This window comes from Janthinobacterium sp. GW823-FHT06H09 (genome assembly GCF_058794735.1).
The window spans coordinates 281310-296932 of the sequence record NZ_JBXAHC010000008.1 but is presented as its reverse complement, the minus strand read 5'-3'; the positions used below and the strand labels follow the sequence as shown (position 1 = coordinate 296932).

Genomic DNA, 15623 nt, shown 5'->3' with positions numbered 1-15623 from the left:
GGGTTTGCGGACAAGGAACGGTCGCCAGCCAGCAAAGCGGGCACGGCACTGGCACCATTATTTTAATATTTTATTATTAACAAAATGCACTTTATTACGGCCCTGCCGGCCGTCATGCCACGGCAGGTTCGCCGGCCCAGTAACGGTCGATGTCCTGCAGGCGCCACTGGGCTGCGCTTTCCGTGGAAACGATGCGCTCCTGGCAACCCGGCGCGGCCAGGTCGAGCAGAGTCGGGACGATGCAGGTGCCGGCGCGGATGGAAAAAAACACGCGCACGGTGGGCTGGGTCAGCGGCTTGCCCGGCGACTGTCCCACCACCACGGCCAGGCGCTCCGACTGCAGCCGCACCAGGGTGCCCAGCGGATAGATGCCCAGGCATTTGACGAAGGCGGCAAACAGTTGCGCATCCAGGTGTCCGCCGCGCCAGCCTGCCATGCGGCGCAGCGAATCGGCCGGGCACCAGCCCTGCTTGTACGGCCGGTTCGAGGTGATCGCGTCGTACACGTCGCAGATGGCGCCCATGCGCGCAAACAGGCTGATTTCCTCGCCGCGCAGCCCCTTGGGGTAGCCGCTGCCATCGAGTTTTTCATGGTGGTGCAGGCACACGTCGAGCGCTACCGGGTCGATCTCGCCCACTTCCTGCAGCATGCGGTGGCCGGCGGCCGGATGGGCGCGCACGGAGGAAAATTCCGCTTCGCTCAGGCTGCCCGGCTTGTTGAGGATGGCGGACGGTACGGCCATCTTGCCGATATCGTGCAGCAAACCCGCCAGGCCGGCCGAGCGCACCTGCTCGGGCGCCAGGCCCAGCTCCCTGGCCAGCGCCGTCATCAGCGCGCACACGGCCACCGAGTGCATATACGTGTAATTGTCGGCGGATTTCAGGCGCGCCAGGCCCAGCAGGACGTCGCCGCCGCGCTGCATCGAGGCGGCAATATCGTCGACCAGTTCGTAAGCTTGCGCCGCGGACAAGGCCTTGCCCATGCGCACCTCGTCGAACATCGTCTGCACGGCCTGGCGCGAGCGTTCGATCTGGCGCCGGGCGCGCGCCAGTTCCTCCTCGCGCGAGCGGGGCGGGCCCGGATCGGCGACGGTTTTGCTTGCGGGCACCGTCGCTGGCGCGGCCGCAGGAGCGCCTGCCGCGGCCGGCGGCGCGGCAGAAGGCACGGCGGGCGGCGCGACTTGCGGCGCCTGCCCGCGCGTCGTGTCGATCCACACTTCGCACAGGCGTGCCGAGCGGATACGCTCGAGGTCAGCCGGCGACTCCAGCAAGAAAGAACGCGTCCAGAAAGGGGTATCGAGCCAGGAACGGCCCAGACGTTCGACATACATTCCCAGCATCAGTTCGCTACTCGTTATTTTTTTCAGCACGGCGGTTCTCCAGACATTCAGATCGCAGCATTTACTTGCGCATTATCAATATCATACGCCAAAAAATAACGATTACACCAAATATATTGCTTTATATGGCAGAATCACAACACAAATAAAAACAATCACCAATTCTATCATTTTCATTTCATAAAATACTGAATCAACAAATATATCAATTCAGCCATATTGCCTACGCTAAACTGTATGTCTGGTGCCGATGAGGGATGCGATATGCCTGCCGGCGGCCGCGTGGGCCGCCACGCAGGCTGGACGTGCAGGAGGGAAGTGCGTGAGCGCCAGACGCCCCGAAGTGGGGCTGGCGCTATGCAGAAAGGAATGTCAGGCCGCTGGGCGAGCGGGCTGGCGGCCGGCAGCTTAGCGCGGCACGTAGCGCCAGCCGGCGTTTTCCAGCATGAAGGTCAGTTCCGTCTTGATGCCTTCCGGGCGGCTCGGCACGCTCAATTGCGTATCGCACACAAGGTAGCCCGTCTTGCGCTTGACGTCGCACTCGTTGACGGCCTTGACCTGCATGGTGCTTTGCGCTTCCTGCATCTGCACGTCCTTGGCCGCCTCCGGATTGCGCGCCACTTCTTCCTTGGCCCAGGCGCGTATCATCGCTTGCGCCTCGGCCGGCGACGGTCCCGCAAACTTGGCATCCTTGCGCTCGACGCCGACCCAGGTACCGTTATCGTTACGTAGCGGCAAGACCATAAAACCGTCGCGCATGCCGGCGCTCATGCCGATCAGACACACCACCTCGCCCGGCACTTCCTGCGAATCCTGGCAACCCTGCAGGCTGGTGGCCTTGACGGGAATGGGAACCGGTATCGACGATTGCATCCTGGCTTGCGTTTTGGCCACGCCCGCCTGCACGGCGGCCTGGATGTGTTCGAGCGTGGGCATGGTAGCGGCCTGGGCCGGCAAGGCGGCGAACAGGGCGGCGGCGGTCAGGGCGAGGGTAGTCAGGCGCATGGGTGTCAAAAGTAGTGGTCAAAGGCCGGCAGTCTAGCACTTTGCATAAAAAACAGCTGTTTCTATAGAGAACTATCCACGGCATCGGGCGCGAGAAAGGCACCGCCCCCGTCCGCCTGTCCGCGCAGGCGCAGGCCGATGGCGCGCAGCATCTCGACCAGCTCGCGCAAGCGCAAGCCCTCGTCCGTCAGTTGGTACTCGACCTTGACGGGCACTTCCGCATAGATCGTGCGCGTCAGCAAGCCCGCCTCCTCCAGCGCGCGCAAGTCCAGGGTCAGCATGCGCTGCGAGATATTCGGCACGGCGCGGCGGATTTCGCTGAAGCGCTTCGGCCCTGCCATCAGATAGCTGAGCAGCACCGCCCTCCAGCGCCCGCCCAGCAAACGCATGGCTTCTTCCACGGCGCAGCCGGAGACATTGTCCTTCATGGCGATCCCTATCTGGTATAAAAAATGTACCTATACCACATTATTCTGCCTTCTTCCAAATAGTAACTATCGCGATTAGACTGCCCTTCCCTCACCTGAATGGAACTCCAGCATGGAAACCACCCTGATCTACAGCGTGCCGTTCGGCTGCTCGTTTGCCGCCATCGCCGCCCTCGAATGGAGCGGCTTGCCGTATCGCCTGGCCCGCGTGGAAGCGCGCGACCCGGCCAGCAAGCAGCATCCGGCCTTTCTCGCCATCAATCCCCTGGGCCAGACGCCGGCCCTGCTCACGCACGCGGGCACGCCCCTACTGGAAAGCATGGCGATCCTGCTGCATATCGCCGCCCGCGCGCCGAACAGCGGCCTGGGCTTTGCGCAGGGCACGCCCGCCTGCGACCGCCTGAACAGCGCGCTGTCGTTTCTGCACACGACCTTCCACGCCGCCTTCATGCCCGCCTTCCAGGCCAGCCGCGCGGCAGAAAACGATGCGCGCGCGGCCGTCTGGCGCGAAATGGCCGTCGAGAAGGTCAACAAAAGCCTGGCGCACCTGGAACGCCTGCTTGAAGGCCGCGCCTGGCTCGCTTCCGATACCGCGCCGACGATTGCCGACGCCTACCTGGCCGCCACGGCGCGCTGGGCCGAACCGCTGCAACTGGCACGCTTAAGCGACTATCCGCACGTGGCGCGCGTGCTGGCGGCGCTGGAACAGGACCCCGGCATCCGCTTTGCCCACGCCATCGAGGCGGGCTTGCCGGCCGCCAGCCGGGGCGGTTTCCTGGGCCACGTGGCACTCGACCAACTGGCAGTTCCGGCCGGCTAACCGGCGGTCAACTCCCGCAGCGGGCGCGTCTTTATTGCTATGATGTCGGGCTGCCGGCGGTACAGCCGGCCACGTCAATACCATATCGATAACGTCGTCATCAGAATCGGGAGTTTGAATGAGTTTACGTCTGCTGCTCTTGGGAGCATTCAGTGCCGCCATGGCCACCACCGCCGTTGCTGCGGAATCGGCGCCGGCCGCGCCGCGCGGTTTCACCGTGGAAGACATGGTCGCCATGGAACGGGTGGGCAGCCCCGTGCTGTCGCCGGACGCCACGCGCGTCGTCTACACGGTGCGTACGACCAACCTGGAGAAAAACCGCGGCAACACGCAGCTGTGGATGATCGACCTGCGCGCGCCGAACGCGGCGCCGCGCCAGCTCACGCGCGGCGACGCCAGCGCCAGCGATCCGCAATGGTCGCCGAACGGCGACGCCATCTACTTCCTCTCGGGCCGCTCCGGCTCCTCGCAAGTGTGGCAGCTGCCCCTGAACGGCGGCGAAGCGGCCAAGGTTACCGACCTGGCGCTGGACGTCGATACCTACCGCCTGTCGCCGCAGGGCGACCGCCTTGCCTTCAGCATGGGCGTCTTCCTCGATTGCGCGGACATCGCCTGCACCAGGAAGCGCCTCGATGAAAAAGCGAAAAACAAGGCCAGCGGCATGGTCTACGACCAGATGTTCGTGCGCCACTGGGATACCTGGGCCGATGGCCGCCGCAATGCGCTGTATTCGGCACCGATCGACGCGGCCGGCAAGGTCAGCGCCGCGCCCGTGAGCCTGAGCGGCACCCTCGATGGCGACGCGCCATCGAAGCCATTCGGCGACAACGGCGAATACCACTTCAGCCCGGACGGCAAGACGGTGGCCTTCTCCGTGCGCGTGGCCGGTCGCACGGAATCGTGGTCGACCAATTTCGACGTCTACACGATTCCTGCCGCCGGCGGCCAGGCGCCGCGCAACCTCACGGCCGACAATCCGGCCTGGGATGCGAAAGCCACCTACTCGCCGGACGGCCGCACAATCGCGTATGTCGCCATGACCAAGCCGGGCTTCGAAGCGGACCGTTTTCATTTGGTGCTGATGGATGTCGCCACGGGCAAGAAGCGCACCGTGGCCGACGACTGGGACCGTTCCGTGGCTGATTTCCGCTGGACGCCGGACGGCAAGGCCTTCCTCGTCGCCGCCGATGACGTGGGCCAGCACCGTCTGTTCCACATCGACGCGGCCAGCGGCAAGGTCAACGCGCTGACGGGCAAAGGCGCCGTGGGCGACTTCGACGTGCGCGGCAATACCATCGTGCTGACGCAAGCGAACCTGGCCTCGGGCGCGCAGCTGTACACGCGCAAGCTCGACGCGAAGTCCGAATCGGCACCGATGGTCCAGCTGACGAAACAGAATGCGGCAGCGCTGGCCAACGTGCGCTTCGGCGAATATGAGCAGTTCTCGTTCGCGGGCGCGGATGGCGAAACCGTCTACGGCCACGTCATGAAGCCATGGAACGCCAAGGCAGGCGAAAAGTATCCGGTGGCCTTCCTCGTGCACGGCGGCCCGCAAGGCAGCTTCGGCAACAGCTGGAGCTACCGCTGGAATCCGCAAGTGTATGCGGGCGCCGGCTACGCCACCGTCTTCATCGACTTCCACGGTTCCACCGGCTATGGCCAGAAGTTCACGGATGCCATCAGCGGCGATTGGGGCGGCAAGCCGCTGGTCGACCTGCAGAAGGGTCTGGAAGCGGCCACCAAGAAGTTCCCGTGGCTGGACCGCGAGCGCAGCTGCGCGCTGGGCGCGTCGTACGGCGGCTACATGATGAACTGGATCGCCGGTAACTGGCCGGACGGCTTCAAGTGCCTGGTCAACCACGACGGCGTGTTCGACAACCGCGGCATGGCTTACGCGACAGAAGAACTGTGGTTCACGGAATGGGAAAACGGCGGCACCTACTACGACGCGCCAGCCAAGTACGAGCAGTTCAACCCCGTCAACTTCGTGAAGAACTGGAAGACGCCGATGCTGGTGGTGCAGGGCGACCTGGACTTCCGCATCCCTACGGCGCAAGGCCTGGGTACCTTCACGGCGCTGCAGCGCCGCGGCATCCCGAGCAAGCTGCTGGTCTTCCCGGACGAAAACCACTGGGTGCTGAAGCCGGCTAATTCGCTGCTGTGGCATCACACGGTGCTCGATTGGCTCAACACTTATACAAAAAAGTAAACCAAAAAGCAAAATCTGGGGTCAGACCCGTCGGGTCTGACCCCAGCTCTACGCTAGCCGTACAGCTCACGCCTGCGGCTTTTTTACGTCCGTCAAACTACATCAATACGTATTGAGCGCCTTGGCGAACTTCACGATCCACAAACGGCTAGGACGCTCGCGGTCGTCGCCGCGCGCCACGCGGATGGTGTTGGCGGCATTGCAGCCGGCCGCGCTGCTCGTGACGATGGTGCCATTGGCATCGACCGTGCACTTGGTCACGTCGGCGTCCGCCACTTCCACGCCATTCGCGTCGAAGACCTTGGTTTTCAGGCCGAAGTCATTGTCGTTGGCCAGCGCGATGGTGGAGTCGTCGATCAAGGTCAGGCCTTCGGCCTTTTCCGCCGCCCAGCCGATGGCGTTCAAGTCCAGCAGCAGCGTTTTCTTCAGCGGCGTGACGGCGGCCCAGTCGGCGCCATTGACGGCGGCGCCGCCCATGCTGCTCTTCTCCAGGTCGGACGTCGTCGCGTTGAAGGCGGCGGCCGCGATGTCGGTGGCACCCTTCAATTCGACCAGCATCAGCTTGTTGAAGACCTTGCCCGACGGTGCGGCGCCCTGCTCGATGACGAGGAACTTGCCGCCGCCCAGCGCCACCATGTCGCCCAGCTTGGCGTTGCCCGTGCGGCCATCCTGGTAGTCGGCCGCGTTGAGCGGATACGCATACATCTTGCCGCTGGTGCCCGTCACCGGGTCGAATTCGATCCAGCGCGTGAAGCGGGCAAAGCGTTCGACCTGTTCATTCTTCTTCGTCACAGAATATGGTGCCGTGCCGTCGGACAGAGGGCTTTGCAGGAAGGCGTACAGCTTGTCGTTGCTCGTATCTAAGGTCATGCCTTCCATGCCGCGGTTCGCGCGGCGCTTGGCGAACAGCGCCGGCAAGCCCTTGCCCGGCTCGTACTTGGCCTGGATGATACCGGTGGCCGCATCGATCCTGACGATGAAGGGACCGTATTCGTCGGACACCCACAGCGCATTGCGCTTGGCATCGACGACGATGGCTTCCGAATCGAGGCCGCCCGCGTTGAAGACGGCCTTGCCGGCTGCGTCGAACTTCATCGCATCCATGACGGGAATCTCGGCAGAATTGCCGACCGCGCCCACGGGCACGGGCAAGCCCGAGCTGTTGACGGTGGCCGACACCTTGATCGGCGTCGACGAGCCCAGCACGGCGCCGTTCTTGCCGACTGTGATCACGCCGAACGAAGGCGTAAAACTGGGAGACGGGAAGATCTTGCTGCCGATGGTGCCCTTGCCCGATGGATCGGGCACCAGCGGGCCGTCGCCGTTCGGGCCGCGGTCCGTCAAGCCATAGAATTCCAGGTCGCCGGCCGCGTTCTTGCCCTTGTAGGCCAGGCCCGAGCCGTACGACGGCAGGAAGCCGTTCGGGAATTCTCCCTTGATTTTCGCATTCGCGCCTTCGTACGGCACGTAGAATTTGTCGGCCGCCTGGATCTGGTAGCGCGTTACGGTGACTTTCACTTCGCCGACAGGATTGGCCTGTGTCAGCGCCTCGTTGACGGGCGCGCCCGCTTTCGAGGCCAGCGTGTCTTCAAAATGCTCGCGCACGAGGGCGCGGCGTTCGGCATCGACCGTGCGGCCGGCGAATTTCCCGCCCACGCTGGCCAGGTGCGCGGCCAGGGCCGTGTTGAAGACGGCCGGAGCGGTGGCAAAGTCCAGTGTCTTGCCGGCCAGCGCGGCCTTCACTTCCGCCGTCAGCTTGATGCCGTTCGAGGGATCGCTGTCGTCGTCGAGCAGTTGCAGCGCCAGCAGGCGGTTGACGACCTTGTCATCCGCCACATTCGTGCTGGCGGCCAGCGCCAGCGGCGTGACGACGGCGCCGCATGGGGCCGAACCGAGGGCCAGGCCGCCCACGCTGAAGGCTACCGTCTCGCCCGGGTTGCAAATGAATTCGCCCTTGGCATTGGTGCTGGCCTTGGGGGCGCTGCCGGCCACATAATCGAGTCCTTCCACCGCGCCGTCGAGGAACACACCCGTCTGCGCCACGGGCTTGGAAGGCTCCGCCGGCGGATTATCGCTGCCGCCGCAAGCGGCCAGGGCCAGGCCGGCGGCGATGGCCAGCAGGGTCAGTTTCGGGGTCGACGTTACAGCAGTATTCATGCATTCCTCGGCTAAGGTGGGGTTGAAGCCGTGGAGAGTAACTGCTCAAAGTGACAAGCCCATGACAGCCGTCACGCCAGTGGCGTATCCGCAACAGGTCCGCCGATGCCGCCGAAGCGGCCATCGGCCTGGCGCCGGAATTCCTTGGGCGTGACGCCCTTCACCTGCAGGAAGCGGCGGTTGAAGTTGGCCACGTTCTGGAAGCCCACGTCGTAGCAGACGTTCGACACGTATTGGTCGGTGTCCATCAGCAGCTGGCAAGCCTTGTTGATGCGCAGCCGGCTGACGAAATCCGTAAAGCTGTTGCCCGTCGCCTTGCGGAAGAAGCGCGAGAATTTACTCAGCGACATGCCCACCTGCTCGGCCAGCATTTCCGCCGAAATCGGCTCGCGGTAATTGTCCGTGATGTAGTTGAGGACGGAATTGACCTTGGCCAGGGTGGCGTCATCGTCGTAGGAACGCAGCGAGGCGCTCGACAGCAGACGGTAGTTGGCCGTGCGCGCCAGCTTGCTCATTAATTGCACGAATTCGGCGAAGCGCTCGGCCCCATGCGTGGCGCGGATGCGCGCCAGGTGCTGTTCGGCCTCGTGGCCCATGTCGAAAAACTCCACGCCATAGCTGGAGCGTTCGAGCAGCGGCAGCAGTTCGCGCAATTCGGGAATCACGCGCGCGGCGCCGGCCAGCGGCGCATGGGCGAACTGCACGATCATGTCGCGCAGGGCCACGCCGCCATCCGGCATCACGTTGGAAATCCAGTTGTGCGGCAGGCGCGGGCCCGTCAGCACCAGGTGGCCGGGCGAGAATTCGCCGATATAGTCGCCCACGAACAGGCGCCCGCTGGTGGCGACGATGAGGTGCAGCTCATACTCTTCATGGCAGTGCCAGCGCACGCGCGAGCTGGGATAGCCATGTTCCAGGTAATTGATGATGCCGTCGTAGCTTTCGCGTTCCAGCTCGGGCGCCTTGCGCTCGCTGTCCTTGTGCCATAGGTGTTCCATGCTTGTCTCTCTCAGGCTGTCCCCGCCCGTGCCATCGAATGTACCTCAAAAAGCTTCACTCGCCAAAACGGCCCAGCGCCTGCTGGCGAAACTCCTTCGGCGTCATGCCCTTCAATTCCAGGAAGCGCCGGTTGAAATTGGCCACATTGTTAAAACCCGCCTCGTAGCAGATGTTGCTCACATAGCGCTCTGTCTCCATCAGCAGCTGGCACGCCTTGTTGATGCGCAGGCGGTTGACGAAATCCGTGAAGCTGTTGCCCGTGGCGCTGCGAAAGAAGCGCGAAAAGGTCCGCTCTGGCATGTCCACCTGCTCGGCCAGCTGTTTCAGCGAGAACTGGCTGCTGTAATTGTGCACGATGAAGTTGATGGCGGAGCTGATGCGCGCCAGCGCCACGTCATCGTCGCTCGACTGCATGGGCACCGTCGACAGCAGCTGGTAGTCGCTGGTCTGCGCCAGTTCTCCCAGCAGGGTGAGAAATTCGATGAAGCGCGGCAGGCCGCTGCTGTCGCGGATGCGCCGAAAGCGCCGCAGCGACTGCTCGCTGACGCCAAAGAATTCCACGCCGTGCAGGGCGCGCTGCAGCAGCGGGAAGATGCCCTTCAATTCGGGAATGGCGGCTGCCATCGACGCCAGCGGCGCATGGCCGAACTGGATCACCATGTCGCGCAGGGCCACGCCCTCGGCCGGCGTGTCGAGCGAGACCCAGTTGTGCGGCACGCGCGGCCCCGTCAGCACCAGGTGGCCGGGTGTGAACTGACCGATGTAGTCGCCGACAAAGACCTTGCCGCTGCTCTCGACGATCAGGTGCAGTTCGTACTCGTCGTGATAGTGCCAGCGCACCAGCGCATTCGGAAAGCCGTGCTCGAGGTAGCGGATGAAGCCGAAACTGCCTTTCGGCTCGAAGCCGGGCGTGGCGTCGCGCTGCTGTTCCAGCTCCATCTGCGGCAACGACGGTGGCATGGCGTGCCCTCCCCGTCAGGCGACGATCTGTTCCAGCGCCGCGCGCGCGCCCAGTCCATACAGGCTGGCCAGCGACTGCCCCACCGCCTGCGTGAACGCGGGTGCGTCAGACAGGTCGCCAAACAGCTCGCGCAAGGACAGCAGCGCCACGGCGTCCGCCTTTCCCTGCAGCGCCAGCGCGCGCAGGCGCACCGCGTACGGGTCGTTCAAGGGCATCTCACGCCCCTGCTCGTCGTGGCCTTCCAGGTAGCGGAACCAGCACGCCACGGTAAACGCCAGCAGCTTGATGGCGCCGCCTTGCGCCAGCGCTTCGCGCACGGACGGCAGCACGAATTTCGGGATGCGCGCGGAACCCTCCGTGCCGATGCGCGCCAGCTGGTCGCGCACGGCCGGATTCGAAAAGCGCTCGATCAGGGTGGCCTTGTAGCGTTCCAGATCGATGCCTTCCACGCTATCGAGCAAAGGCGTGACCTCGTCATCCATCATGCGCCGCACGAGCGCGCGGATGCCCGCATCCTCCATCGCTTCATGCGCAAACGTGTAGCCGAGCTGCATGCCGATGTAGCACAGGGCCTGGTGGCTGGCATTCAACAAGCGCAGCTTCATCTTTTCATACGGCAGCACGTCGTGCGTCATCTGCGCACCCACCAATTCCCAGGCCGGCCGGCCCTGCGGGAATTCGTCTTCGATGACCCACTGGCGGAACGGTTCGCACACGACGGGCCAGGCGTCGACGATGCCGAAGCTGTCGCGCACCAGCGCCCGGTGTTCATCGGTGGTGGCCGGCGTGATGCGGTCGACCATGCTGTTGGGGAAGCTGCCATGCGTGGCCAGCCAGCGCGCCAGTTCTGCGTCGCGCAAGGCGACAAAGGCCAGCAGCATCTTGCGCGTCACATCGCCATTGTTTTGCAGGTTATCGCAGGACATGATGGTAAATGGCGCCAGTCCCCGCTGGCGGCGCAGGGCCAGCGCGGCGGCCAGGTAGCCGAACGAGCAGCGCGGCGCCTCCGGGTGCGCCAGTTCCTGCACGATGTCGGGGTGCTGCGCATCGAATTCGCCCGTGCCCTGGTTGACGTAGTAGCCGCCCTCGGTGATGGTCAGCGCGACGATGCGCGTGCCGGGGTCGGCCAGCTTTTCCAGCACGGCTTGCGGCTCGTCGGGCGCATACAGGTAGTCGCCGATGCAGCCGATGATGCGCGCGCTATCACCGGCCGCGCTGCGCTCGACCACCGTATATAAACCGTCCTGCGACCGCATGGCGTCGCGCATGGCCGCATCATGCGCGAGCAAGCCCACGCCGCAGTATCCCCATTCTGCGTTGCCGGGCAAGGCCAGCAAATCGTCGAGGTACACGGCCTGGTGGGCGCGAAAAAAACCGCCCACGCCGATATGCACGATGCCGGGCACGAGCGCCTCGCGCGCATACGCGGGCACGGCGACGTTCGCCGGCAGCTTGGCCAGGTTCGATTGCTTCAATGCGATCGCTTCCATTACAGCACCCCTTTCGCCGCCGCGTAGGTCTTGCCGGCGCGGTCGAAATAATGGACGAAGCCCGGCTCGAACGTCAGATGCGTCTGCTGGCCCGGCTGCAGGCTGCTGCGTTCCGCACCGCGCGACACCACCTGCACATTGTTCCGCAGGCGCACATAGGTCAGCGTTTCCACGCCCAAGGACTCCACCAGGTCGACGGTGACGGGCACGCTGCCCGGCTGCGCCGCGCCCAGGTGCACGTGTTCGGGGCGGATGCCGACAAAGCCGTCCGCCTGCGCCGCGCTGCCCGCCTGTGCCAGCAGCTGCGGCGCGGCATCGGCCGGCACCACGTTCATGCTGGGCGTGCCGATGAATTGCGCGACGAAGCGGTTCGCCGGGCGGTCATACAATTCCAGGGGCGAGCCATGCTGCTCGATCTGGCCGTCGCGCAGCACCACCACGCGATCGGCCAGGGTCATCGCCTCGACCTGGTCGTGCGTGACATAGATGGTGGTGGCGCCCAATTCGCGGTGCAGCTTGGCGATCTCGATGCGCGTCTGCACGCGCAGGGCCGCATCGAGGTTCGACAGCGGCTCGTCGAACAGAAACACTTTCGGGTCGCGCACGATGGCGCGGCCGATGGCCACCCGCTGGCGCTGGCCGCCCGACAATTCCTTCGGCGTGCGCTCCAGGTAACGGCCAAGGTCGAGGATGGCCGCCGCCTTGTCGACTTTCTCGCGGATGACGGCCGGATCGACGCCGGCCAGTTTCAGCGCGAACGACATGTTCTGGAACACCGTCATGTGCGGATACAGCGCGTACGACTGGAACACCATCGCCAGGTCGCGCTTGGACGACGGCACGCTGGTGATGTCGCGCCCGTCGAGCGACAGCTTGCCGCCGTCGATCGGTTCCAGGCCCGCGATCAGGCGCAGCAGGGTGGATTTGCCGCAGCCCGACGGCCCGACGAAGACGACGAACTCGCCCTGTTGGATCTCCAGGTCGATGCCCTTGATGGCGCGGTGCTCGCCAAAGAATTTCTCGATATTGCTCAGTTGAAGGTAAGCCATGATGTCATCCAATAGTGTTTACTTAACAGCGCCGAAGGTCATACCCTGGACCAATTGTTTCTGGCAGAACCAGCCCAGTGCCATGATGGGCGCGATGGCCATCAGGGAAGCGGCCGACAATTTGGCCCAGAACAGACCTTCCGGGCTCGAATACGAGGCGATGAGCCAGGCCAGGGTGCCCGCGTTGGAGGCGCCCAGGTTCAGCGACCAGAACGATTCATTCCACGACCACACCATGCAGACCAAGGCCGTGGAAGCGATGCCGCCCACGGACAGGGGCAGCACGACGTGGCGGAACTCGTCCCACACGGTGGCGCCATCCATGCGCGAGGCCTCGAGGATTTCGCGCGGCAGCTCCTTCATGCTCGTGTACAGCAGCCAGATCATGATGGGCAGGTTCATCAGCATGAACATGATGGTCAGGCCGATGCGCGTATCGAGCAGGCCGAAGTACTGGTAGCAGATATAGATGGGCATCAGCGCGCCCACGCCGGGCATGTAGCGCGAACTGAGCATGAATTTCAGCAAGCCGATGGTGCCGCCTGTGGGAAAGAAGGCCATCGAATAGGCGGCCGGGATGGCGATCAAGAGGCCGATGGCCGTCGATACCACGCTGGTAAACAGCGAGTTCCACGCGTAGCCGAAGTAATTGTCGCGCGCCAGCACTTCACGGAAGCTGTCCAGGGTCGGCGTGAAAAACAGCAGCGGCGGCGTGGAAATGGCTTGCCCTTCCGTCTTGAAGGCCATCAGGCCCAGCCAGAAGATGGGAAAGAACAGCAGCAGCGCGCACAGCCAGGCGGCGGCCGTGCGGCCATACAGATTGAGTTTGCTATGCATCAAGGTCTCCTTATTTCGACAGATTCTTGCCGATGACGCGCATCAGGAAGAAGGCGGCGATGTTGGCGATGAGCACGGCGAACAGGGCGCCGGCCGAGGCCGCTCCCACGTCATAGGACAGCAGTGCCTGCTGATAGATCATGAAGGTGATGGTGGTCGTGTCGAAGCCGGGACCGCCGCCCGTGGTGGTAAAGATTTCCGCAAAGATCGACAGCAGGAAGATCATCTCGATCATCAGCACCACCGAGACGGCGCGGCCCAGGTGGGGAATGTAGAGGTAGCGCAGCTGCTGCACATAGGTGGCGCCATCCATGCGCGCCGCCTCCAGCTGTTCGCGGTCCATCGATTGCAGGGCCGTCATGAAGATCAGGCAGGCAAACGGCAGCCATTGCCAGGAGACCATCATGATGATGGAAAACAGGGGGTGGGCCGACAGCCAGTCGACGGGCGTGGCGCCAAAGAAGAGGCTGATCTGCGCAAACAGGCCGTAGATCGGGTTGAGCAGCATGTTCTTCCACATCAGGGCATTCACGGCCGGCATGACGAGAAACGGCGAAATCAGCAGCACGCGCACGATGGCGCGCCCCGGGAACGCTTCATTGATCAGCAAGCCCAGCGCCGTGCCCAGCACCACCGTGATCAGCATGACGGAAAACAGCAAGGTGAACGTGTTCTGCAAGGCCGGCAGGAAGGAGGCATCGGTAAAGAAAAAGTGGAAATTGGCCAGACCATGGAAAGGATGGCCGCTCGGATCGAGCATGGAATAGCGCACGAACGCGTAATACAGGGTGATCAGCAACGGGATCACGGAAATGACGGAGACGGCAAGCACGGCCGGCGTCAGCAAAGTCCGGGGGATAATGCGTTTCATAGGATACTCTTGGGACGTGAGGGAATGATCATCAACAGAAATCCGGGGTCAGACCCGTCGGGTCTGACCCCAGTTTTAAGCCACCAATCTCTTCGCCTGTTGATAAACCAGACGGCAAGAAAGGTCTTACTTGTAGTACCCACCCTTGCGCATCTCACGTTCCGCCGTCTGCTGCGACAACTCCAGCGCCTGCTCCACCGTCACCTTGCCCAGCAGCGCTGCCGCCATCTGCTGGCCGGCGGCCACGCCGATCACCTGGAATTCGGGAATCGACGCGAATTGCACGCCCACGTACGGCGACGGCGGCAAGGTGCTTTGCACGGCGCGTGTGGTGGCCAGGGCCTTGCCTTCGGCGGCGGCAAATTTCGCCACTTTCTGGAACTCGGGGCTCGCATACGTCGACTTGCGCGTGCCCGTCGGCACGTTGGCCCAGCTCGTTTCCTTGGCCACCAGTTTCACGTAATCGGGCGACGTGGCCCAGTTGATGAAGCGTTGCGCTTCGTTCGGATGCTTCGAGCTCGACGGGATGGCCAGCGACCAGATCCACAGCCAGTTGGCGCCCCGCTCCGTCACGCCGATGGGCGACTGGGCAAACGCCACCTTGTCGGCCACCTTGCTCTGTTTCGGGTCGGTGATGAAGGAGGCGGCGATCGTCGCGTCGATCCAGATGCCGCACTTGCCCTGGTTGAACAGCGCGAGGTTTTCATTGAAACTGTTGGCGGCCGCGCCCGGCGGGCCGTATTTCTTCATCAGGTCGACGTACATGGTGACCGCATCCTTCCACGGCTTGCTGGTAAATTGCGGTTTCCATTGCATGTCGAACAGCTGGCCGCCGTAGGAATTGGCCATGGTGGTGATCAGCGCCATGTTGTCGCCCCAGCCCGGCTTGCCGCGCAGGCAGATGCCGTACACGCCGTTGGCCGGATCGTGCAGCTTGGCCGCCACGTCGCGCAACTGGTTCCAGCTGGGGCGGTCTTCGATCGTCACGCCCGCCTTTTTGACCAGGTCGCTGCGGTACATGATCATCGAGCTTTCGCCATAGAACGGCGACGCGTACAGCTTGCCGTCGCCGGAGAGGCCTTCGCGGATGGCGGGCAGCAGATCGTCGATATCGTATTTGGCGTCGGGCTTGATCGGGATCAGCCAGTTTTTCTTGCCCCAGATGGGCGTCTCATACAGGCCGATGGTCATCACGTCGAACTGGCCGCCCTTGGTGGCGATATCGGTGGTCATGCGCTGGCGCAAGACGCCCTCTTCCAGGGTCACCCACTTGAGCTTGATGTCGGGATTGGCTTGCTCGAAGAACTTGCTGAGCTTTTGCATTTCGATCATGTGACCGTTGTTGACGGTGGCGATGACGAGGTCGGTTGCGGCAAAAGCGGACGAGCTGAGGCAAAGCGCGCCGGCGCACAGCGCGGCAATGGCGGAACGTTTCATTGTGTGTCTCCAGTGTTTTTT

13 protein-coding genes are annotated in these 15623 nt (G+C 63.6%); 2 read left to right on the top strand and 11 right to left on the bottom strand.

What is annotated here, in order from left to right; genetic code table 11:
• Nucleotides 1–112: 112 nt before the first annotated feature.
• The 3 genes from AC1Q6X_RS16180 to AC1Q6X_RS16170 all read right to left on the bottom strand — a co-directional run bounded on the left by AC1Q6X_RS16180 (nucleotide 113) and on the right by AC1Q6X_RS16170 (nucleotide 2772).
• A complete protein-coding gene (locus AC1Q6X_RS16180; RefSeq protein WP_230506163.1) occupies nucleotides 113–1369 on the bottom strand; it encodes an HD-GYP domain-containing protein in 1257 nt (418 codons plus the stop codon).
• Nucleotides 1370–1747: 378 nt separating this feature from the next.
• Nucleotides 1748–2344, bottom strand: a complete 597-nt coding sequence (locus AC1Q6X_RS16175; protein ID WP_121668978.1) for a hypothetical protein — start codon at nucleotides 2342–2344, stop codon at nucleotides 1748–1750.
• 62 nt (nucleotides 2345–2406) lie between these two features.
• A complete protein-coding gene (locus AC1Q6X_RS16170) occupies nucleotides 2407–2772 on the bottom strand; it encodes a winged helix-turn-helix transcriptional regulator (RefSeq protein ID WP_070219853.1) in 366 nt (121 codons plus the stop codon).
• Nucleotides 2773–2884: 112 nt separating this feature from the next.
• On the opposite strand from AC1Q6X_RS16170, the gene AC1Q6X_RS16165 reads away from it, so the two are divergent.
• Nucleotides 2885–3592, top strand: coding sequence for a glutathione S-transferase family protein (locus AC1Q6X_RS16165; RefSeq protein WP_492497801.1), 708 nt, complete (start codon nucleotides 2885–2887; stop codon nucleotides 3590–3592).
• 118 nt (nucleotides 3593–3710) lie between these two features.
• Complete coding sequence (locus tag AC1Q6X_RS16160) at nucleotides 3711–5801, top strand: S9 family peptidase (protein ID WP_492497800.1); 2091 nt, start codon at nucleotides 3711–3713, stop codon at nucleotides 5799–5801.
• A 102-nt stretch (nucleotides 5802–5903) separates the two neighbouring features.
• Here AC1Q6X_RS16160 and AC1Q6X_RS16155 read toward each other — a convergent pair whose 3' ends face one another.
• From AC1Q6X_RS16155 to AC1Q6X_RS16120, 8 genes are all read right to left on the bottom strand, one after another.
• The gene (locus tag AC1Q6X_RS16155) at nucleotides 5904–7958 is read right to left on the bottom strand and encodes an esterase-like activity of phytase family protein (protein WP_492497799.1); all 2055 of its coding nucleotides are present in this window, start codon (nucleotides 7956–7958) and stop codon (nucleotides 5904–5906) included.
• Nucleotides 7959–8029: 71 nt separating this feature from the next.
• Nucleotides 8030–8956: a helix-turn-helix domain-containing protein gene (locus AC1Q6X_RS16150; RefSeq protein ID WP_070288842.1), complete on the bottom strand. Its 927-nt coding sequence runs from the start codon at nucleotides 8954–8956 to the stop codon at nucleotides 8030–8032.
• Nucleotides 8957–9011: 55 nt separating this feature from the next.
• Nucleotides 9012–9917, bottom strand: coding sequence for a helix-turn-helix domain-containing protein (locus AC1Q6X_RS16145; protein ID WP_099410659.1), 906 nt, complete (start codon nucleotides 9915–9917; stop codon nucleotides 9012–9014).
• 15 nt (nucleotides 9918–9932) lie between these two features.
• Nucleotides 9933–11408, bottom strand: a complete 1476-nt coding sequence (locus tag AC1Q6X_RS16140; RefSeq protein WP_492497798.1) for a mannitol dehydrogenase family protein — start codon at nucleotides 11406–11408, stop codon at nucleotides 9933–9935.
• Complete coding sequence (locus AC1Q6X_RS16135; RefSeq protein WP_492497797.1) at nucleotides 11408–12457, bottom strand: ABC transporter ATP-binding protein; 1050 nt, start codon at nucleotides 12455–12457, stop codon at nucleotides 11408–11410. The genes AC1Q6X_RS16140 and AC1Q6X_RS16135 overlap by 1 nt, the downstream gene beginning before the upstream one ends.
• Before the next feature lie 18 nt (nucleotides 12458–12475).
• A complete protein-coding gene (locus tag AC1Q6X_RS16130) occupies nucleotides 12476–13294 on the bottom strand; it encodes a carbohydrate ABC transporter permease (RefSeq protein ID WP_070219870.1) in 819 nt (272 codons plus the stop codon).
• A 10-nt stretch (nucleotides 13295–13304) separates the two neighbouring features.
• Nucleotides 13305–14165, bottom strand: coding sequence for a carbohydrate ABC transporter permease (locus tag AC1Q6X_RS16125; RefSeq protein ID WP_492497796.1), 861 nt, complete (start codon nucleotides 14163–14165; stop codon nucleotides 13305–13307).
• Nucleotides 14166–14291: 126 nt separating this feature from the next.
• Entirely contained in the window at nucleotides 14292–15602 is a 1311-nt protein-coding gene (locus AC1Q6X_RS16120) for an ABC transporter substrate-binding protein (RefSeq protein WP_070312311.1), read from the bottom strand.
• Between the last annotated feature and the right edge of the window lie 21 nt (nucleotides 15603–15623).

What these genes read in the sequence shown, in the direction of transcription:
- AC1Q6X_RS16175 (WP_121668978.1), bottom strand. Translation starts at nt 2,344, where the DNA reads ATGCGCCTGACTACCCTCGCCCTGACCGCCGCCGCCCTGTTCGCCGCC.
- AC1Q6X_RS16170 (WP_070219853.1), bottom strand. Translation starts at nt 2,772, where the DNA reads ATGAAGGACAATGTCTCCGGCTGCGCCGTGGAAGAAGCCATGCGTTTG.
- AC1Q6X_RS16165 (WP_492497801.1), top strand. Translation starts at nt 2,885, where the DNA reads ATGGAAACCACCCTGATCTACAGCGTGCCGTTCGGCTGCTCGTTTGCC.
- AC1Q6X_RS16160 (WP_492497800.1), top strand. Translation starts at nt 3,711, where the DNA reads ATGAGTTTACGTCTGCTGCTCTTGGGAGCATTCAGTGCCGCCATGGCC.
- AC1Q6X_RS16155 (WP_492497799.1), bottom strand. Translation starts at nt 7,958, where the DNA reads ATGAATACTGCTGTAACGTCGACCCCGAAACTGACCCTGCTGGCCATC.
- AC1Q6X_RS16150 (WP_070288842.1), bottom strand. Translation starts at nt 8,956, where the DNA reads ATGGAACACCTATGGCACAAGGACAGCGAGCGCAAGGCGCCCGAGCTG.
- AC1Q6X_RS16145 (WP_099410659.1), bottom strand. Translation starts at nt 9,917, where the DNA reads ATGCCACCGTCGTTGCCGCAGATGGAGCTGGAACAGCAGCGCGACGCC.
- AC1Q6X_RS16140 (WP_492497798.1), bottom strand. Translation starts at nt 11,408, where the DNA reads ATGGAAGCGATCGCATTGAAGCAATCGAACCTGGCCAAGCTGCCGGCG.
- AC1Q6X_RS16135 (WP_492497797.1), bottom strand. Translation starts at nt 12,457, where the DNA reads ATGGCTTACCTTCAACTGAGCAATATCGAGAAATTCTTTGGCGAGCAC.
- AC1Q6X_RS16130 (WP_070219870.1), bottom strand. Translation starts at nt 13,294, where the DNA reads ATGCATAGCAAACTCAATCTGTATGGCCGCACGGCCGCCGCCTGGCTG.
- AC1Q6X_RS16125 (WP_492497796.1), bottom strand. Translation starts at nt 14,165, where the DNA reads ATGAAACGCATTATCCCCCGGACTTTGCTGACGCCGGCCGTGCTTGCC.
- AC1Q6X_RS16120 (WP_070312311.1), bottom strand. Translation starts at nt 15,602, where the DNA reads ATGAAACGTTCCGCCATTGCCGCGCTGTGCGCCGGCGCGCTTTGCCTC.